Raw genomic sequence first — 20,192 nt, 5'->3', positions numbered from 1 at the left:
GGACAAGGCGGGGGCAGGGGGAAGAATCCTCAGTAAAGAATCCGTTAAGAAATCGCGCAGGAGGGTCCTGCAAAGCATTTCCGGCAGTTTGCCCATTGAATCTTGGGGGGAACTCCGCTAAAATAGGGTCGTAATGCGAATCCTTCGCATTTTCATCAAAGGAGGCTGTTCCTTGAAAGTTGGATTAGACGTCGGATCCACCACCATCAAATGTGTGGTTCTGGATGATTCCGACCGAATCATATATCATACATACGAGCGGCATTTTTCCCACATTCTGGAAAAGTCAGAAGCACTTTTACAGCACATTGCAAAGCAGTATCTCCATGGGCAGAGCGCGCTGTTTGCCATCTCCGGCTCCGCCGGGATGGGGCTTGCGGATTCCTGCGGAGTTTCGTTCGTGCAGGAGGTCTTCGCCACCCGCGTGGCGGCGAACCGATTGGCGCCCGGCACTGATGTGGTGATCGAGCTGGGCGGCGAGGACGCCAAAATCCTGTTTTTGACCGGTGGCATGGAAGTGCGTATGAACGGCAGCTGCGCCGGAGGCACCGGTGCCTTCATCGACCAGATGGCCACGCTGCTGAAGATGAGCGCCGAGGATATGAACCGGGCCGCCGCCCGGGCGGAGAAAACCTATACCATCGCCAGCCGCTGCGGCGTATTTGCCAAAAGCGACATTCAGCCCCTGATCAACCAGGGTGCCCGGTCGGAGGACATTGCCGCCAGCATCTACCAGGCGGTGGTGAATCAGACCATCGCCGGGCTGGCCCAGGGCCGGCCTATCCAGGGAAACGTGCTGTATTTAGGCGGCCCGCTGACCTTCAGCGAGGTGCTGCGCAAGGATTTTGACGCCACCTTAGGAGTGGAGGGAAGCTGCCCGGATAACAGCCTGCTGTATGTGGCTCTGGGCGCCGCCTTCTACGCGGACGCGGCCTATGACCTGGAGCTGCTGGCCCGGAAACTGAGCGGAGCCAATGCCACGGCCCACTATGTGAGCCAGCCGCCGCTTTTTCAAAACCAAGCTGAATACGACGAGTTTGCGGCCCGGCACGCCAGGGCCACAGTGCCTCACGCACCCTTTGACGAAACGTGCGGGCCGGTGCATATCGGCATCGATTCCGGCTCCACCACGGTGAAACTGGTGGTGATCGATGAGGAGGACCGTATCCTTTTCAGTGACTACCGCCCCAATTTGGGCAATCCCATCCCCCTGATCCGCACTGTTTTGCAGCAGATTTTTAAGGAGCACCCCAATTTACAGGTGGCCAGCGTTACCACCACCGGATACGGCGAGGAACTGGCCAAAAATGCCTTTCACGCCGATTGCGGCGTGGTGGAAACGGTGGCTCATTTTACTGCCGCCCGCCACTTTATGCCGGATGTGGACTTCATCATCGACATCGGCGGCCAGGACATGAAGTGCTTCCAGATCGAGGATGGGGCCATCAGCAACATTTTCCTCAACGAGGCCTGCTCTTCCGGCTGCGGCAGCTTTCTCCAGACCTTTGCCCAGACGCTGGGGTACGACGTGAAGGAGTTTGCAAAGCTGGGCCTTTTTGCCGACCGGCCTGTGGACTTGGGCAGCCGCTGCACCGTGTTTATGAATTCCAGCGTGAAGCAGGCGCAAAAGGACGGCGCCACGGTGGAGAACATCTCGGCGGGCCTCTCCATCAGCGTGGTGAAAAACGCGCTCTACAAGGTGATCCGGGCCTCCTCGCCCGAGGAACTGGGCCGGAATATTGTGGTCCAGGGCGGCACCTTTTATAACGAGGCCGTGCTCCGGGCCTTTGAAAAGGAGATGGGGGTGGAGGTGATCCGCCCGGACATCGCCGGACTGATGGGCGCCTTCGGCGCGGCCCTATATGGAAAGAAGCGGTCCGTGCCGGGAAAGCGGAGCACGCTGCTCTCTGCCCAGGAGCTGGAGCACTTCATCCAGGAGACCCGCTCCGTCCAGTGCGGGGGCTGCGGCAACCACTGCCAACTGACGGTAAACCTCTTTTCCGACGGGAAGAAGCTGGTCAGCGGCAACCGGTGCGACCGGCCCGTCACCGGAAAGGCGGACTCCGGGGAGTGGAACCTCTATGCGTATAAGCGGCAGCTGCTGGATCAGTACCAGCCTGTCCCCGGCTTCCGGGGCAGGATCGGGCTTCCGCTGGTGCTGAACTTCTATGAGCTGCTGCCGTTCTGGCACACGTTTTTTACAAAGCTGGGCTTTGAGGTCCACGTGAGCCCCATCTCCTCCCGGAAGCTGTACCTGGAGGGGCAGGCCACCATCCCAAGTGACACCGCCTGTTTTCCCGCCAAGCTGGCCCACGGGCACATCAAGGCACTGTCCCGGATGGGACTGGACGCCATCTTCTATCCCTGCATGACCTACAACGTGGACGAGGGGCTGGGAGACAACCACTACAACTGCCCGGTGGTGGCCTACTATCCGGAGGTGATCGCCGGCAACTGCCCGGAGCTGTCCGGCACCCAGTTCATCTATGACTATGTGGGCATCCACCGGCCCAAGGATTTCCCCGGACACATGACGGCGATTCTGGCGAAATACTTTGACGGCATCTCCCTTCAGGAGGTGCGGCGCGCGGCCGACGCCGCCTATGAGGAATATCACCGCCACATGGAGCAGGTCCGCCGGCGGGGCGGCGAGCTCATTACAAGGGCCCGGGAGGAGCGCCGTCCCATCATTGTACTGGCCGGGCGGCCTTACCACGTGGACCCGGAGGTCAACCACGGCATCGACACGCTGCTCACCCGCTACGGGGCGGCGGTGGTGACGGAGGATTCCGTCTCCTGCCTGGTGGAGAAATTCCCCACCTCGGTGCTGAATCAGTGGACCTACCACTCCAGGCTCTACGCGGCCGCCAGGTACTGCTGCACCCAGAAAGACATGAACCTGGTGCAGCTGGTGAGCTTCGGCTGCGGCGTGGACGCCATCACCACCGATGAGACCCGGGAGATTCTCCAAGCAGGCGGCAAGCTCTACACCCAGCTGAAGATTGACGAAATCACAAACTTAGGGGCTGTGAACATCCGGCTGCGGAGCTTGTTCGCAGCTCTGGACGAGCAAGAAGAAAGGGAAGGATGAGATGGATTATCCCAAGTTCACCCCGGAGATGAAGAAGACACACACCATCCTCATCCCCAACATGGCGGTGACGCAGTTCACTATTTTAAAGGCCGCGTTGGATCACGAGGGGTACAAAAGCGAAATCTTAGGCAACTGCGGCAGCGAGGTGGCCCAGTTGGGGCTGAAGTATGTGCACAACGACACCTGCTACCCGGCGTTGCTTGTGATCGGACAGTTTTTGGATGCGCTGAACTCCGGAAAGTATGACCTGGACCACACGGCGCTGCTGATCACCCAGACCGGCGGCGGCTGCCGGGCCTCCAACTATATCCACCTGCTGCGCAAGGCGCTGGACCGGGCGGGCTACGGCCAGATCCCCGTGGCCAGCCTGAACTTCTCCGGGCTGGAGAAAGACAGCGGCTTCCAGATGACGCTGCCGCTGGTCCGCCAGCTCATCGCCGCCGTGTTCTACGGCGACATGCTGGTGTCCCTGCGCTCCCAGACCGCGCCCTACGAAACGGAGAAGGGCGCGGCGGAGGCCCTGACCCAAAGGTGGCTGGAGCGCATCTGCGGCGAGATCCGCCGGGGAAGGGGCTATTCCTTCCGGGCCATGAAGCGCACCATGCCTCAGATCGCCGCCGAGTTTGCCTCCATCCCCGTGGATCGCTCCGTTCCCAAGGTCAAAGTTGGCGTGGTGGGGGAGATCTACGTGAAGTATTCCCCCCTTGGCAACAACGACCTGGAGCAGTTTTTGGCCTCGCAGGACTGTGAGGTCAACCTGCCGGGGCTGATGGGATTTTTGCAGTACTGTATCTACAACCTGTCCGAGACGGCTAAGCTTTACGGCGGGAAGTGGGTGGAACGGAACCTGTCCGGCTGGCTGCTGGGCCTCCTTGCCGGACCGGAGAAGGCCATGGCTGAAGCGCTGCGGAACAACGGCTATCACGCGCCGCTGCCCTTTGAGGAGTTGGTGAAACAGGCCGACGGCGTCGTCGGCACCGGCGATAAGATGGGCGAGGGCTGGCTGCTCACCGCGGAGATGGTGGAGCTGGTCCGCTCGGGCTATGAGAACATCGTCTGCGCCCAGCCCTTTGGGTGCCTCCCCAACCACATCTGCGGCAAAGGCATGGTCAGCAAAATCCGCGCCCTGTACCCTGAGGCCAACATCACGCCCATCGACTACGACCCCAGCGCCACACGAGTCAACCAGGAGAACCGGATCAAGCTGATGCTGGCTGTGGCCCGGGAGCGGCTTCCCCAGAAGGAGGCTGCGCAGAGCGGCAGCTCACCGGTCCCGGAGATAAGAGGGCACAAATCCAAAGTGCTGCTGACCTCCAAAGGCGCGGCCTGCATTTGAACCATCGCTCCACCGGGGCGGAATCTTCCAGAAAAAGGATGATTCCGCCCCGGTCCTTTTTTGTGAACAGGGCGTAAATAAAGTGAAAGCGGTTGACGGAGCAAACGGAACAGAGGTATAATAAAATGATTTGTTATATGAACCGGCCTACTGTGCCTATGCGCGGCCGGAAGCAGGAGGAAGCGAACATGTGGATTGCGGATAAATGGCAGGACTATGAGCTGCTGGACTGCGGCGGCGGCGAAAAGCTGGAGCGCTGGGGCAGGCAGATTCTGGTGCGGCCGGACCCGCAGGCCATTTGGGAGACGCCTCATAAAAACCCTAACTGGCGCAGGGCCAATGCCCGGTACCTGCGCTCCGCCACCGGCGGCGGACACTGGGAGAAACGAAACCTGCCGGAACAGTGGAGCGCCCGGTACGGGGAGCTGACCTTCCAAATCAAGCCTATGAATTTCAAGCACACGGGGCTCTTTCCCGAACAGGCGGTGAACTGGGACTTTGCCATGGGAAAAATCCGCTCCGCCGGCCGCCCCATCCGTGTGCTGAACCTCTTTGCCTACACCGGCGGGGCCACCGTGGCCTGCGCGGCTGCGGGCGCCTCGGTGTGCCATGTGGACGCGGCCAAGGGCATGGTTTCCTGGGCCAGGGAAAACGCCCGTGCTTCCGGGTTGGAGGGAGCCCCCATCCGGTGGATTGTGGACGACTGCGCCAAATTTGTGGAGCGGGAAATCCGCCGGGGAAAGACTTACGACGCCATCATCATGGACCCGCCCTCCTATGGCCGGGGCCCTTCGGGCGAGGTCTGGAAGCTGGAGGACAACCTCTACGAGTTTGTGAAGCTGTGCGTCGGGGCGTTGTCGGACAAGCCCCTTTTTGTGCTGATCAACTCCTACACCACCGGGCTCGCCCCTTCGGTGCTGGGGTATCTGCTCAGCCTGCTGGTGGGGCAGAAGTACGGCGGCCGCTGCGAATGGGACGAGCTGGGCCTGCCCGTCACCGAGACGGGGCTGTGGCTGCCCTGCGGCGCCACCGGCCGCTGGATGAGCGAATAGCAATTCTTTCATAGGGAAAGTGGAATAAGTTATGTCAACTATGATCCAAACGGAACAGCTTGCATATTCCTACCCGGCGGAGGAAGGGCACAGGCGCGCCGCTGCCCTCCACGGGATTGACCTGAGCATTGAAAAGGGGAGCTTTGTGGCGATCCTGGGCCACAACGGCTCCGGAAAGTCCACCCTGGCCAAGCACTTCAACGCCATTTTGCTGCCCTCCGGCGGCAGGGTGTGGGTGGCGGGGCACGACACCATGGATGAGTCCGCCCTGCTGGAGATCCGGCGCCGGGTGGGGATGGTGTTTCAAAACCCGGACAATCAGATCGTGGCCAACGTGGTGGAAGAGGACGTGGCCTTTGCACCGGAGAATATGGGCGTGCCCACGGAGGAAATCCGCCGCCGGGTGGACAGCGCCCTGAGCGCGGTGGGAATGAGTGGATTTGCCCGCCACGCGCCCCATCTGCTCTCCGGCGGTCAGAAGCAGCGCATCGCCATTGCCGGGGTCATCGCCATGGAGCCGGAGTGCATCGTGCTGGACGAGTCCACGGCCATGCTGGATCCCATCGGCCGGCAGGAGGTGCTCTCCACCGTCCACCGTCTGAACCGGGAGAAGGGAATCACCATTGTGCTCATCACCCACCACATGAACGAGGCTGCGGAGGCCGACCGGGTGGTGGTCATGTCCGACGGGAAAGTGGAGATGGACGGTGCGCCCGGGGAGGTCTTTGTCCAGGTGGAGCGGCTCCATGAGCTGGGGCTGACCGTGCCGGACACGGTAGAGCTTTTATATGAACTGAAACAGGACGGGGTGGAGGTGGCGCTGGACGCCCTCTCCGTGGAAGAATGCGCGGACGCTGTCATCCAGGCGCTGCCGGCGGGAAAGGGAAGATGACAGTGGAGCCGATACTGCAAGTGGAACACCTGGTGCACACCTACAGCGAAGGGACACCCTTTTGCCGCAGCGCGGTGCAGGACATGACCTTTTCGGTGCGCCGGGGTGAATTTTTGGGCATCATCGGGCACACCGGTTCCGGGAAGTCCACGCTGATCCAGCATTTGAACGGGCTGCTGCAGCCCACCTCCGGCCGGATTCTCCTGGACGGGAAGGATATCTGGGCGGAGCCAAAGAAAATCCGGGACGTGCGGTTCCGGGTGGGGCTGGTGTTTCAGTATCCGGAGTACCAGCTTTTTGAGGAGACGGTTTATAAGGACATTGCCTTTGGCCCCACCAACATGGGGAAAACCCCGGAGGAGGTGGACCGGTGCGTCCGGGAGGCTGCTGCCTTTGCCGGCGTCTCCGAGGAGCAGCTCACTCAGTCGCCCTTTGACCTCTCAGGCGGACAAAAGCGGCGGGTGGCCATTGCCGGGGTCATCGCAATGGACCCGGAGGTGCTGATTTTGGACGAGCCCTCCGCCGGCCTTGATCCGGAGGGGCGGGAGCGCCTGCTCTCCAATATCCGGACCTATCACGCCGCCAAGGGCAATACGGTGATCCTGGTCAGCCACAGCATGGACGAGATTGCCCGGAACGTGGACCGCATCCTGGTGCTGAAGGATGCGAAGGTCCTGATGCAGGGCACGCCAAGAGAGGTGTTCGCACGGGCGGAGGAATTGGAGTCCGCGGGGCTCAACGTACCCCAGGTGACAAAAATTGCCCGGGCCCTCCACCAGCGGGGCCTGCCCATTGACCCGGCGGTCTACACGGTGGAGGAGCTGCGCCGGGCGATTCTGGCTCTGAGGGGAGGCGGGTCTCCATGCTGAAAGACATCACCCTGGGCCAGTACTTTCCGGGAGACACCATCGCCCACCGGCTGGACCCGCGCACCAAGCTGATTTTGGTGGTGCTCTATATCGTGGGGCTGTTCTGCGCCAAAAATGTGTTGACCTATGCCATGATGATGGCCGCCCTGTTCCTGTGCGTCAAAGTGTCCAAAGTGGGCGCCAGGGCCCTTTTACGGGGCTTAAAGCCGGTGCTGCTGATCATCGCCTTCACGGCGGTGCTGAACCTGTTTTTCACCTCCGGAGACACCCTGGTGCAGTGGTGGATATTCCGCATCACAAAGCAGGGGCTTCAGATGGCGGTGTTCATGGTGCTGCGCATCACCATGCTCATCATGGGCACCTTTCTCCTGACCTACACCACCAGCCCCATCACCCTGACGGACGGGCTGGAGAGCCTGATGAACCCCCTAAAGAAGCTCCGGGTGCCGGTGCATGAGCTCTCCATGATGATGTCCATCGCCCTGCGCTTCATCCCCACCCTCATTGAGGAGACGGACAAGATCATGTCTGCCCAGAAGGCCCGGGGCGCGGACTTTGAAAGCGGCAACCTGCTCCAGCGGGCCAAGGCCATGATTCCGCTGCTGGTGCCCCTGTTCATCAGCGCCTTCCGTCGGGCGGACGAGCTGGCGGTGGCCATGGAGTGCCGCTGCTACCACGGCGGAGAGGGCCGCACCAAGCTCCATGTGCTGCACTACAAAGCGGCGGATTACCTGGTGATCATGGGAGGACTGGTTTTGACCACCGCGGTGATTATGCTGGGAAGAATGGGTTATTGAGCATGAGAAACATTGCCTTAAAGCTGATGTACAACGGCACGGCCTATCACGGCTGGCAGGTGCAGAAAAACGACGTCACCGTCTGCGGCACCCTGGAGCGGGCCATCGCCATGGTCTGCGGGGGGGAGGCCATCCACCTCACCGGCTGCGGCCGCACCGACGCAGGCGTGCATGCAGAGTGCTATGTGGCCAATTTCCGCACCAGGTCCCGCATCCCGGTGGACCGCCTGCCCTTTGCCATCAACACCCATACCCCGGAGGACATTGTGGTGAGGGAAGCCCTGGAGGTGCCGGAGGAGTTCAACGCCATCGGCTCGTGCCTGAAAAAGGAGTACACTTACCGGATCTACAACTCCCGGATCAAAAATCCGTTTTATGTGAACCGGGCTTACTTTTATCCCAAGCATCTGGACGAGGAGTTCCTGAACCGGGCGGCCCGGGCATTTGAGGGGACTCACGACTTTGCGGCGGTGCGCTCCGTGGGCACGGATGTGAAGAGCACGGTGCGGACGGTTTACTATTGTTATGTCACCCGGCAGTCGGACCTTTTGGAACTGAAGGTCTGCGCCAACGGTTTTTTGTATAATATGGTACGAGCCATCACGGGCACGGTGCTCTATGCGGCGGAGGGCAAGCTGACGCCGGAGGACATCCCGCTGATTCTGGAGCGGGGCGACCGGACGGCGGCCGGCCCCACTGTCCCGCCGGGAGGGCTGTACCTGACAAAACTTTGGTATGAGGATGAACGGCTCAATGGATGAGAAGAAAAAGACGCCAGGGCGGCTGCGCCGCTTTTTAATTTTCCTCCTGACGCTGATTGTGGTTTTGGCCGTGGTTTTGGTGGCGGCTTATCGGGACGGCACCGGCTTTGACGTGCTGCGCCGCTATTTCTCCTATGGGACCTCCGAGGGGTCCGGGGCGGTTCCCTTTACTTATGATGCCAGCACCTCCAACCGGTTTGCCCCCATGGGCAGCGGCCTGGCCATGGCGTCCGCCACCACCGCACAGGTGATGACCGCCAAGGAGAACTACACCCAGGAGGTCAAGATGACCCATCCCGCGCTGGACGTGGGCAAGGACCACATGGTGGCCTACGACATCGGCGGGACCAGCCTCTATGTGCTCAGTGCATCTGAGACGGTGCTGGAGCTGAAGGCGGAGGCGGAGGAGCCCTTCCTCAGCGCAAACCTCAACGGCTCCGACTATCTGGCGGTCACATCGGAGAAGAAGGGGTACAAGGGGAGCGTCAGCGTCTATGACCCCGGCGGCGAGCTGCTGTTTTCCTTCCACTCCTCCGACCGCTTTGTGACGGACGGCTATGTGCTGGAAAACTGCAAGACCCTGGCTGTGGTGACACTGGGCCAGAAGGACAGCACCTTCCTCAGCAATGTGGTGCTCTATCCCCTGGACTCGGAGGAGCCCTCCGGCAGCTACACTATCTCCGACGGAATGGTGCTTGCCATGGGCAGCGTCAACGGGCGGCTGGCCACAGTGTCCGATACCCAGCTGACCTTTGCCGACGAGAGCGGCGGCGTGAAGGGGACGTATTCCTATGGCGGCAGCTTTTTGAGGGAATACGACCTGGGCGGCAGCGACTTTGTGCCGCTGCTGCTGAACCGCTACAAGGCGGGAAGCGTTGGGCGGCTGGTGACGGTGTCGAACTCAGGCGAGGAGATCGCGTCGCTGGATGTGAACGACGAAGTGTTCAACCTCTCCGCCGCAGGCAGGTACGTGGCCGTGCTCTATGCCGACCGGCTTGTGATTTACACCGAAGAGCTTCAGGAGTACGCCATTTTGATGGACACCTCCAGCGCCAGGGATGTGCTGGTGCGCCCGGACGGCTCCGCGCTGCTGCTGGAGTCGGAGCGGGCCACGCTGTTCCTTCCCTGATATTCCCCGTCCTGCCGGAAAGAGGCAGGCTTTGAAAGGTAGGCAAGAATGAATCAAGCTGTTATAATAGACCTGTGTCTGCTGGCGGTGCTGCTGTGCGCCTTCTTCCTGGGTGCCCGCAGGGGGCTGTTCCGCTCCCTGGCGGGGCTGGTGGTGATTGTGGTGTCGCTGGTGTGTGCCACGCTGCTGGCCAACGTGCTGACGGAGCCGGTGATGGAGATTTTCCACCCCATGCTGGAGGAAAAGCTGGAGCAGAAGGTGGACCGTGTGATGGATGGGGAGGCGCTCGCCTCCGCCGGCGGTGTCACCATGCCGGAGAGCACAGCCGCCGACCCCGTTTGGGAACAGGCCCGGCAGCTGCTCCAGGCCCTGGGGATGGGAGACCATCAGGCGGGGTCCCTTGCGGACCGGGTCCAGGAAAAGGTGCGGGACACCGGCATGGAGATCGCCTCCGCTGTGGCGGAGAGCCTGCTGTATTCCATCGTACATGGGATTTTGTTTGTGTTGTCCTTTGTGGTGGTGCTGTTTGCGCTGCGGCTTGTGGTCGCGGCCACGGACCTGGCGCTGAAGCTGCCGGGGCTCCATTTCCTCAACAGCGCCGGCGGAGGGCTTCTGGGCATGGGAGAGGGATTTTTGCTCCTGTTTTTAGCGGTTTGGGCGCTGGAACAGTTTGGAGTAAGTTTTTCCAAGGAGTTGGTGGAGTCCACCTATCTGCTGGAGCTGTTTGTGACAAAGAGTCCTCTGGACCTGCTGTCATCTCTATAGGGCGGACTGTGGCCGTCAATGTAAATCTGGAGGTCAATTATGCAACCTACACTTTGTTCAAGATGTAAAAAAAACGTGGCCGTGGTGTTTATTTCCAAGCTGGAAGAGGGCAAGACGGTAAATGAGGGGCTGTGCCTCAAGTGCGCCAAGGAGCTGGGGCTGCCCCAGGTGGACGACATGATGAAGCGCATGGGCATCTCCGACGAGGATCTGGAGAACATCAACTCCGAGATGCTCCAGGCCTTTGGCGGCGCTGAAAACGCGGAGGACCTGCCCGATGGGGACGACGAGGAGGAAGAGGAGGGCAAGACCGCCACGTTCCCCTTCCTGAACCGTCTCTTTTCCAACGAGTCCGGCGCCTCCTCCAACTCCGCGCCCGCCGGCGGTGAAGGCGAGGAGACCGGCCGCCGGGAAAAGGAGCGCAAGGGGGATAAAAAGCGCAAGTATCTGGAGAGCTACTGCATCAGCCTGAGCCAGAAAGCACTGGACGGGAAATTGGACAACATCGTGGGCCGGGAGCAGGAGATCGAACGGGTGATCCAGATCCTGAACCGCCGCCAGAAAAACAACCCCTGCCTCATCGGTGAGCCCGGCGTAGGCAAGACCGCCATCGCCGAGGGGCTGGCCCAGCGGATTGCCGGCGGCAGCGTGCCTTTCAAGCTCCGGGGGAAGGAGGTCTATCTCCTGGACCTCACCGCCCTGGTGGCGGGCACCCAGTTCCGGGGCCAGTTTGAAAGCCGGATGAAGGGCCTGATCGACGAGGTCAAGCGGCTGGGCAATATCATCCTGGTCATCGACGAGGTGCACAACATTGTGGGGGCCGGCGACGCGGAGGGCAGCATGAACGCCGCCAATATCCTTAAGCCCGCCCTCAGCCGCGGCGAAATCCAGGTTATCGGCGCTACCACCTTCACCGAGTACCGCAAGAGCATCGAGAAGGACACCGCCCTGGAGCGGCGCTTCCAGCCGGTGACGGTAAACGAGCCCAACCTGGAGGATACGCTGAAAATCCTCAGGGGCATTGCCCACTATTATGAGTCCTACCACGGCGTGAAAATCCCGGATGGGATTTTGCGCCAGGCGGTGGTGCTCAGCGAGCGCTATATCACCGACCGCTTCCTGCCGGACAAGGCCATCGACCTCATCGACGAGGCCTGTTCGGACCTGAATTTGAAGGACCCGTCCATTTCCCGCAGGATGATGGCCCAGCGTGAAATGGACGACTACGAAAAAGAGCGGGCCATGATCGAGGAAAAAGAGGAGAAGGCCAACAGCGACTACGAGCGCCTGGCCTACCTCAAGAGCAAGGAGCTGAAGCTGAAGACTGAACTGGATGAGCTGTGCGCCAAGGGCGATCCTCAGCTCTCCATGGAGAACCTGGCCCACGTCATCGAGCTGTGGACCAAGATTCCGGCCTCCCGCATCCGGGAGGAGGAGTTCCGGCGCCTGGCGGAGCTGGAGGATCGGCTGAAGGCCCATATCGTCGGCCAGGACGAGGCCATCGCCGCCGTGGCCGCGGCGGTCCGCCGCAACCGGGTGGGCATCTCCCCCAAGCACAAGCCGGTCTCCTTTATCTTCGTAGGCTCCACCGGTGTGGGCAAGACGGAGCTGGTCAAACAGTTGGCCGACGACCTGTTCAACACCCCGGACGCCCTCATCCGGCTGGATATGTCTGAGTTCATGGAGAAGTACTCCGTCTCCCGTATCGTGGGATCGCCGCCCGGCTATGTGGGTTATGACGAGGCAGGCCAGCTGACGGAAAAAATCCGCCGCAAGCCCTATGCTGTGGTCCTTTTTGACGAGATTGAAAAGGCCCATCCCGACGTGCTGAACATCCTCTTACAGATTTTGGACGACGGCGAGATCACCGACGCCCACGGCAGGAAGGTCAACTTCGAGAACACAGTGATCGTCATGACCTCCAATGCCGGAAGCGACAAAAAGGAGGGGACCGTCGGATTTGACCGCACCCGCAACGAGCAGGGCAGGGACAGGGCGATGAAGGCGCTGGGGCAGTTCCTGCGGCCGGAATTCATCAACCGGGTGGACGAAATCGTCTACTTCAACCAGCTGACGGAGGAGAACTTCCGCGCCATTGCACGCATCATGCTGGGCGAGCTCACGGATTCCCTGAAGGAAAAGGGAATTGTTCTCAGCTGCGACGATGCGCTGGTGGATTGGCTGACCCACAAGTCCTACTCCCTGGCCTACGGCGCCAGAAACCTGCGCCGCACCATCCAGAAGGAACTGGAGGACCCCATGGCCATGGCCATTATCCAGAGTTACGAGTCTCCGGTGACGCAGATCAGGGCCACGGTGGAGAACAATGCCGTCAAGCTGTACACGCTTTAAAGGGGGAGTGCTGCGTGCTGTTCCGCAAGGATATCGAGCCCTGCTGCATCTACTGCAAAAAGGGCAGCCCCATCAGTGAAAAAGAGGTGGCATGCCTGAAAAAGGGCATCGTACCGGCAGAGGGCCGCTGCCGGGCCTTCCGGTACGACCCCCTCAAGCGGGTGCCGCCCCGCCCTGCGGCCCTGGACACCGGAAAACTGAAGCAGGAGGATTTTTCGCTGTAAGGGCGTGTCTACTGCCGCGCTCCGCTCTGGGCGCGAACTGAGAGAAAAGGGGAAATCAAGATGAAGATGGAAAAAGTCTGGGCTGTTTATTGGAGCGCCACGGGTACCACGGAGAAAGTGGTATCTACCATGGCGGAGGAGGCGTCAAAGCGCTTAAGGCTGCCGCTGGAGAAGATCGACTTCACGCTTCCGTGTATGCGGGAGAAGGTGTTTTCCTTCCAGGGGACGGACTTGGTGTTTTTCGGGACGCCCACCTATGCGGGCAGGGTGCCCAACAAGGTGCTGCCCTTTGTCCAGAGCCAGTTCGCGGGAAACGGCGCTTTGGCTGTGAGCGTGGTGCTCTTCGGCAACCGCAGCTTTGATAACTCCCTGGCGGAGCTGGCCTCGGAGCTGGAAAGCCACGGCTTCCACACAGTGGCGGCCTCCGCCTTTGTGGGCCAGCACGCCTTTTCCGACGTCCTGGCCGCCGGCCGGCCGGCGGAAGCGGATTTGCGCCAGGCGGCGGACTTCGCCTCGCAGGTCGCCGACAAGGTGAGCAGCCTCACCGCCCTTCCCGGGCCGATAGCGGTGCCCGGCGACCCGGAGGCGCCCTACTATGTGCCCAAGGGCGTGGATGGGCAGAGCGCCAAATTCCTGAAGGCCAAACCCAAGACCGATCCGGAAAAGTGCGTTTCCTGCGGGCTCTGCGCCAGCATCTGCCCCATGGGCGCCATTGATCCGGCAGACGTGTCCAGCGTGCCGGGCCTTTGCATCAAGTGCCACGCCTGCATCAAGCGCTGCCCCACCCACGCAAAGTACTTAGATGACCCGGCCTTCCTCTCCCACAAGGCTATGCTGGAGCAGACCTTCTCAGAGCCGAAGGTGAATGTGGTGATCCTTTGAACGCAGCAAGAAAGGCGCTGAACACGCTGTTCCTTCTCGCTGCGTGCAACGCTGTCTGGATTTTTCTCCTTGTGGGAGGCGGAACCCTGGGCGCGGCAGCGACCGTGCTTCTCGCGGCAGGATTCCTGATTATCAATGTGCGGCCCGCTGCCAGGACGGCGCCCACGGGGCGTATCCGCCAATTGGAGGCAGGCGCCGAATTGCTGAAGCTCTTTTTGATCACCGCCACAATCAATACGGTGTGGATGGCGCTTTTGCTGCCCTTTGCAATTCAGGATGCCGGCAGCGGTGGGCTTTTGTCCGGGATGTTTTGGACGGTCTGGATCATCAGCGCCGTCATCATGGTGCTTGCGGAGGCGGTCCTCTTCTGGAACGGCATGATCCGGGTGTACCTCACTTCCGTCCAGCTGGGGATCAGGCACCGGGTGCTGGCGGCGCTCTGCGGCTGGATACCGGGCCTGAACATCTGGTATCTCTGCAAGGTCATCCGCATCGCCGCCCGGGAGGTGGAGTTTGAAACCCAGAAGTGGGAATTGGACCAGGTCCGGGCGGAGAGTGAGGTGTGCAAAACCAAATATCCGCTGCTGCTGGTTCACGGCGTATTTTTCCGGGATTTCCGCTATTTGAGCTACTGGGGCCGCATCCCCCGCGCACTGTTGAAAAACGGCGCTGTGATTTACTACGGCCAGCAGCAGTCCGCCGCCTCTGTGGAGGAGTGCGGCGCCGAGTTGGCGGAGCGCATCCAAGAGATCGTGGAGGAGACGGGCTGCGAAAAGGTGAATATCATCGCCCACTCCAAGGGCGGCCTGGACAGCCGCGCGGCCATCAGCCACTTTGGCTGCGACCGGTATGTGGCGTCGCTGACCACCATCAATACGCCCCACCGGGGCTGCATCTTTGCCGAGTACCTGCTCAACAAGGCGCCGGAGGGATTCCGGCGGAAGGTGTCCTCGGCGTACAACGCCGCATTGAAAAAGCTTGGGGATCGGGAGCCGGACTTTCTGGCGGCCGTGACGGACCTGACCGAGACGGAGTGCCTCCGGCGCAACGAGGTGACGCCGGATATGCCCGGAGTGTTCTACCAAAGCGTGATGTCGTACTGCGAAAAGGCCGGAAGCGGGAAGTTCCCGCTGAATGTGTCCTATCCGGTGGTGAAGCATTTTGACGGGCAGAACGACGGCTTGGTCTCCGTGGATTCCGCCAGGTGGGGGGAGCGCTTTACCCTGCTGGAGCCCTCCGGGGGACGGGGAATCTCCCACGGCGATGTGATCGACTTGAACCGTGAGAACATCCAAAGTTTTGACGTACGGGAATTTTATGTGCAGCTGGCCGCTGGCCTGAAGGAGCGGGGGCTGTAAGGCAAAAAGGAGGAGAGAGCATGGAAACCAGCATTCGGATGGCTGCTGCTGAGGACGCCCGGGCGCTCCTCGCCATCTATGCCCCCTATGTGGAGCAGACGGCCATCAGCTTTGAGTACGAGGTGCCCACAGTGGCGGAGTTTGCCGGCCGGATTCAAAAGACCCTGGAGCGCTACCCCTATTTGGTGGCGGAGCGGGACGGGACGCCGGTGGGATATGCCTACGCATCCGCCTTCCACGGCCGGGCTGCCTACAGCTGGTCGGTGGAATGCTCCGTCTATGTGGAGCAGGGCTGCCGCCAGGGCGGTGTGGGACGGAGGCTCTACCAGTCCCTGGAGGGGCTGCTGGTGCGCCAGAATATCCTCAACGCCTATGCCTGCATCGCCTACCCCAACCCCGCCAGCATTGCCTTTCATGAGCGCATGGGCTATCGGACCATCGGCCACTTCACCCAGTGCGGCTATAAGCTGGGCCGCTGGTGGGACATGGTTTGGATGGAGAAGATGCTGGCCGGCCACCCGGAGCGCCCGGAACCCCTGCTGCCCATCGGAACACTGTGAGATTCAAAAAAGAAGCGGGGAGTCCCGCTTCTTTTTTATGGATTGCGGATGCCATTTCCACCGCTTTTGCATAGCTTGGAGAGAGAGGAGGAGTGATGCATGTCAATTCGTTTTTTCCTCGGCGCCAACAGCGGCGAGGGATTCCAGAGCTTATACCCGCAGATTCTGGATCTGCACGAAACCCATGATTTCCTGATTTTAAAGGGCGGCCCCGGGGCGGGCAAATCCACGTTCATGAAGCGGATCGCCCAGGCGGCCGAACAGGCCGACTCCCCGGTGGAGTACATCTACTGTTCCGGAGACCCGGATTCCCTGGATGCCGTTTTGCTGCCGGAGTGCCATACCGCCGTTGCAGATGGCACATCCCCCCACGGGAGAGCAACGGAAGGACACTTTTATACGCTGGCGTATCATATAAAGGTGAGACTCCAGCAGCAGTTCAGCCATGCAGTAAACGCTCCAAATACAGCAGCCGGGGGGGTCACGTTGGTGACGCCCCCCTTTTTACCCCAATGGATCGCCATGGAAGAGTGGGAAAGCGAAAACCAACGCTTGTTTGCCACCCTTAGAAGGTGTATCCTAACAGACAAGGGCAATCTTGCCGCAAAAGCTGCAACCGGGTGACTGATTTTTCCATGACGCCGGGACTCTGCGTATTTGGCGACAGGAGCAGACCAGATCATATTTTTGAGGAGGAAACATGCGATGGGAAGGAACTATACGCTTACTGGGATTGAGCCTGCGGATGTTTGGAACTATTTTTATCAAATTTCCCAGATTCCAAGAAATTCCGGCAACAGAGAGCCGATCACCGCATACCTGATGGACTTCTGCCAAAAACACGGGATCAAAGCGCGCCGAGACGAAGCGTACAACGTGATTGCACAGGTCCCGGCCTCTCCGGGGTATGAAGATGCGCCCTCCGTTATCCTGCATTCCCACGTGGACATGGTCTGCATAAAGGATGAGGGCGTGGAGCATGACTTTTCCAAAGACCCGATCCGCGCATATGCGGAAAATGGTATCGTCACCGCCGAAGGGACCACCCTTGGCGGGGACGACGGCATCGGGATGGCGTTTATGCTGGCCTGTATGGCTGATGCGGAGGCGGAACACCCGGCCCTGGAGTGCGTGTTTACGGCCGACGAGGAAACCGACATGGACGGCGGCAGGCGGCTGGACTATACGCAGCTGAAAAGCAGGTACTACATCAACATCGACGGCATGGGTGTCGCGGTCGGCAGTGCGGGCGAGATCGACGTCCGCCTTTTGATGCCACGCAGCCATACGCCCGTCAAAGAGCACAATCTGGTGCACAGGGTGTCTGTCAGCGGGCTCAAGGGCGGGCACAGCGGTGCGGAAGCGCTTTATGAGCGGGCCAATGCGATCACCCTGCTCAACCGCGTATTGCTGGAGCTGACCAACCACGCGGACATACAGATCCTTTCCCTCCAGGGCGGGCGGGCAGGCGGCTGTATGGCCACCGCGATCCCCACCTCAGCATCCGCGGTCATCGCCGTTCCGGAATCCCATATGAACGGCGCCCGGGATGCGGTGGCAAAATGCACGGCCGTACTGAAGAAGGAATACGCCAGACGGGACCCTGGTATTTCCATTGTGCTGGAATCCTGTGACAGCGGATTGGACGCGCTTTCCGATGAGGATGCGGATAAGGTGCTTGACCTTCTCACCCTGCTGCCGGATGGGCTGCGCTCCACCCATCAGGACTTTGCGCAGACCTTGGGCAGCACGTCCAACGTGGGCGTGCTGGAGAGCCGGGACGATGTGGTGGAATTTGCGGTGACCATCCGCAGCACCGACACCAAGCGGTTTTACCTCTATGAGCAGGTCTGCCGCCTCGCCGGGAGATTGGGGGTGGACGTGGAGCTGCTCTGTGATTTCCCCGCCTGGGAATACAGCGTCAATGACCAATGGATGGATATGATCCGCAGGCTTTACCCGGAGTACCCGCCCTTCCTCCTGGGCGGCACGGGGGAGATCGGATACTTTACCGAACACATCCCCGGGCTGAACGCGGTGTCCCTGACGCCTTCCGCCTACAACTGCCACTCCACAGGAGAATATTTGGACATTCAGGAGTGCGCTTACTTTTACAACAATCTGAAAACCCTTTTAAAGCAGATGAAGGAGCTTGAGAAATAACTGCTGTCAACAGCTGCTGGCTTCATGGAACGATCAAAGGGGAGAGGGAAACCTCTCCTCTTTTTTATTTGAATTCAAGAGACAACAAAACGCTTGACAAACGGAACTGTATCTGATAATGTTACAATATAAACTGTTTATAAAATGGTTACAGTTTTTGGGATTATATTTGTACAGGAGCAGGAACGTATGAACAGTTCATTTTGTGTTGCAGTGCATGCCCTGGTCTATCTCAACCACAAAGCGTGTATGCTCTCCAGTGAAGACCTGGCGGAAAACATCTGCACCAATCCGGCCCGGGTGCGCAAGGTGATGTCCGCGCTGAAGAAGGCGGGGCTGGTGTATACAAAAGAGGGCAGCGTGGGAGGCTATCAGTTTACAGGCGACCCGGAGCATCTTACGCTGGATCGGGTTGCGGATGCGCTCAGCGTGCGGTTTGTGGAGTCCTCGTGGCGCAGCGGTGACTCCGACATGGAGTGTCTTGTGGCCTCCGGCATGGCGGACTTGATGGATGAACTTTACCTTGACCTGGACGCGCGCTGCAAAGAGCGGCTGGCGCAGATCAGCATTGCCGATCTGGACCACCGGATTTTCAGCACCCGCCGGCAAAAGGAATCGGAAAGGAGCATGGTATGAACTTATCGCTTGGAACCAGCATACCCGCGATTACGGTGTTTTTCCAGGGGCTGCTGAGCTTTTTCTCCCCCTGCGTGCTACCTCTGGTGCCTCTTTATGTGAGCTATCTGGCGGGAGGCGCCAAAACAGTGGACGGGCAGGGGAACATCCGCTACCCCAGGGGGAAGGTGATGGTCAACACAGCGTTTTTTGTGGTGGGCGTCAGTTTTGCCTTTTTCCTGTTGGGATTCGGCTTCACCGCCCTGGGGCGCTTTTTCAGCTCCAACCAGCGGATTTTCACCACAGTCAGCGGTTTGATCATGTTCCTCTTCGGAGTTTACCAGCTTGGCGCGCTGGGTACGTCCAGCGTGCTGGAGCAGGAGCACCGGCTGCCCTTCCGGCTTGATCAATGGGCCATGAACCCGGTTGTGGCGCTGATCCTTGGGTTTACCTTCAGCTTTGCCTGGACTCCCTGCGTGGGCCCCACGCTGGGCAGCGTGCTGCTGATGGCCTCCTCTGCCTCCAGCGCCGGCATGGGGTTTTTCCTCATTGGCGTATATACCCTGGGCTTTGTGATCCCGTTTTTGGCGGTGGGGCTCTTTACCGGCGCCGTGCTGGGATTTTTCAAGCACCACCAGCAGGTGGTGCGCTACACGGTCAAAATCGGGGCGGTGCTCCTGATCCTCATGGGCATCATGACCATGACCGGCTTTATGAACGGCATCTCCGGCTACCTCTCCACCACCGGCGGAGCCCAGCAGAGCGAAAGCCAGTCCGGTTCCCAGCCGGAGCCTGGCCAGGAGGACACGGCGGCCGCGCCGGATTTCACGCTGGTGGATCAAAACGGGGACACCCACACCCTTTCGGACTATCAGGGGAAGACTGTGTTTTTGAATTTCTGGGCCACCTGGTGCGGGCCCTGCCAGCGCGAGATGCCGGAGATTCAAGCGCTCTATGAGGACTACGGCAGCAACGAAGAGGACATCGTGGTGCTGGGCGTGGCCAATCCCAAGTCCAAGGAGTACCCCTACAATCAGGATAAAACCCAGGAGGAAGTGGAGCAGTTCCTTGAGGACGGAGGCTATACCTTCCCGGTGGTGATGGACACCACGGGCCAGGTTTTTGCCGATTACGGCATTCAAGCCTTTCCCACCACCTTCCTCATCGACTCCGACGGCAATGTATTCGGGTATGTCTCCGGCCAGATGTCCCGGGAAATGATGGAGAGCGCCATCGAACAGGCTGTGAGCGGCCAGCGGGTGGAATAAGAACCTCAGCAGATGTGCGGAGCCTCCGCACATCTGCTGTTTCATATCTTGGGGAAGCGGACGCATATGCTCTGG

Annotated in this window: 18 protein-coding genes; all 18 read left to right on the top strand. The window is 60.3% G+C overall.

The features are described from left to right. Positions 1-172 precede the first annotated feature (172 nt). A complete protein-coding gene (locus H8790_RS07645) occupies positions 173-3,091 on the top strand; it encodes an acyl-CoA dehydratase activase (protein ID WP_187331961.1) in 2,919 nt (972 codons plus the stop codon). Between the two features lies 1 nt (position 3,092). Beyond that, complete coding sequence (locus H8790_RS07640) at positions 3,093-4,430, top strand: 2-hydroxyacyl-CoA dehydratase (protein ID WP_187331960.1); 1,338 nt, start codon at positions 3,093-3,095, stop codon at positions 4,428-4,430. Positions 4,431-4,618: 188 nt separating this feature from the next. Beyond that, complete coding sequence (locus H8790_RS07635) at positions 4,619-5,482, top strand: class I SAM-dependent methyltransferase (RefSeq protein WP_187331959.1); 864 nt, start codon at positions 4,619-4,621, stop codon at positions 5,480-5,482. Positions 5,483-5,513: 31 nt separating this feature from the next. Next, positions 5,514-6,374 (top strand): energy-coupling factor transporter ATPase, encoded by an 861-nt coding sequence (locus H8790_RS07630; RefSeq protein WP_187331958.1) that lies wholly within the window; start codon positions 5,514-5,516, stop codon positions 6,372-6,374. A 2-nt stretch (positions 6,375-6,376) separates the two neighbouring features. After that, positions 6,377-7,243 (top strand): energy-coupling factor transporter ATPase, encoded by an 867-nt coding sequence (locus H8790_RS07625; protein WP_243208452.1) that lies wholly within the window; start codon positions 6,377-6,379, stop codon positions 7,241-7,243. Next, positions 7,237-8,040, top strand: coding sequence for an energy-coupling factor transporter transmembrane component T family protein (locus H8790_RS07620; protein ID WP_187331956.1), 804 nt, complete (start codon positions 7,237-7,239; stop codon positions 8,038-8,040). The genes H8790_RS07625 and H8790_RS07620 overlap by 7 nt, the downstream gene beginning before the upstream one ends. 2 nt (positions 8,041-8,042) lie before the next feature. Beyond that, positions 8,043-8,801 carry a tRNA pseudouridine(38-40) synthase TruA gene (gene truA, locus H8790_RS07615; RefSeq protein WP_187331955.1) on the top strand — a complete coding sequence of 253 codons (759 nt, stop codon included), beginning with the start codon at positions 8,043-8,045 and terminating at the stop codon, positions 8,799-8,801. After that, positions 8,794-9,930, top strand: a complete 1,137-nt coding sequence (locus H8790_RS07610; protein ID WP_187331954.1) for a DUF5711 family protein — start codon at positions 8,794-8,796, stop codon at positions 9,928-9,930. The genes truA and H8790_RS07610 overlap by 8 nt, the downstream gene beginning before the upstream one ends. A 48-nt stretch (positions 9,931-9,978) precedes the next feature. Next, positions 9,979-10,695, top strand: a complete 717-nt coding sequence (locus H8790_RS07605) for a CvpA family protein (protein ID WP_187331953.1) — start codon at positions 9,979-9,981, stop codon at positions 10,693-10,695. A 39-nt stretch (positions 10,696-10,734) separates the two neighbouring features. Continuing rightward, positions 10,735-13,047 carry an ATP-dependent Clp protease ATP-binding subunit gene (locus H8790_RS07600; RefSeq protein WP_187331952.1) on the top strand — a complete coding sequence of 771 codons (2,313 nt, stop codon included), beginning with the start codon at positions 10,735-10,737 and terminating at the stop codon, positions 13,045-13,047. A 14-nt stretch (positions 13,048-13,061) separates the two neighbouring features. Continuing rightward, positions 13,062-13,271: a hypothetical protein gene (locus tag H8790_RS07595; RefSeq protein WP_187331951.1), complete on the top strand. Its 210-nt coding sequence runs from the start codon at positions 13,062-13,064 to the stop codon at positions 13,269-13,271. Between the two features lie 60 nt (positions 13,272-13,331). After that, complete coding sequence (locus tag H8790_RS07590) at positions 13,332-14,153, top strand: EFR1 family ferrodoxin (RefSeq protein WP_187331950.1); 822 nt, start codon at positions 13,332-13,334, stop codon at positions 14,151-14,153. Next, the gene (locus H8790_RS07585) at positions 14,150-15,511 is read left to right on the top strand and encodes an esterase/lipase family protein (RefSeq protein WP_187331949.1); all 1,362 of its coding nucleotides are present in this window, start codon (positions 14,150-14,152) and stop codon (positions 15,509-15,511) included. Before H8790_RS07590 ends, H8790_RS07585 begins: the two co-directional genes overlap by 4 nt. Positions 15,512-15,531: 20 nt before the next feature. After that, positions 15,532-16,071: a GNAT family N-acetyltransferase gene (locus H8790_RS07580; protein ID WP_187331948.1), complete on the top strand. Its 540-nt coding sequence runs from the start codon at positions 15,532-15,534 to the stop codon at positions 16,069-16,071. 99 nt (positions 16,072-16,170) lie between these two features. Next, a complete protein-coding gene (locus H8790_RS07575; RefSeq protein WP_187331947.1) occupies positions 16,171-16,695 on the top strand; it encodes a hypothetical protein in 525 nt (174 codons plus the stop codon). A gap of 81 nt (positions 16,696-16,776) precedes the next feature. Further along, a complete protein-coding gene (gene pepD / locus H8790_RS07570) occupies positions 16,777-18,234 on the top strand; it encodes a beta-Ala-His dipeptidase (protein WP_187331946.1) in 1,458 nt (485 codons plus the stop codon). A 189-nt stretch (positions 18,235-18,423) separates the two neighbouring features. Next, positions 18,424-18,870: an RrF2 family transcriptional regulator gene (locus tag H8790_RS07565; protein WP_187331945.1), complete on the top strand. Its 447-nt coding sequence runs from the start codon at positions 18,424-18,426 to the stop codon at positions 18,868-18,870. Continuing rightward, the gene (locus tag H8790_RS07560) at positions 18,867-20,117 is read left to right on the top strand and encodes a redoxin family protein (RefSeq protein WP_187331944.1); all 1,251 of its coding nucleotides are present in this window, start codon (positions 18,867-18,869) and stop codon (positions 20,115-20,117) included. Before H8790_RS07565 ends, H8790_RS07560 begins: the two co-directional genes overlap by 4 nt. Positions 20,118-20,192: the final 75 nt, after the last annotated feature.

The organism is Oscillibacter hominis (genome assembly GCF_014334055.1).
GTDB classification, from domain to species: domain Bacteria; phylum Bacillota; class Clostridia; order Oscillospirales; family Oscillospiraceae; genus Oscillibacter; species Oscillibacter hominis.
This window is presented reverse-complemented; position numbering and strand designations above follow the sequence as displayed.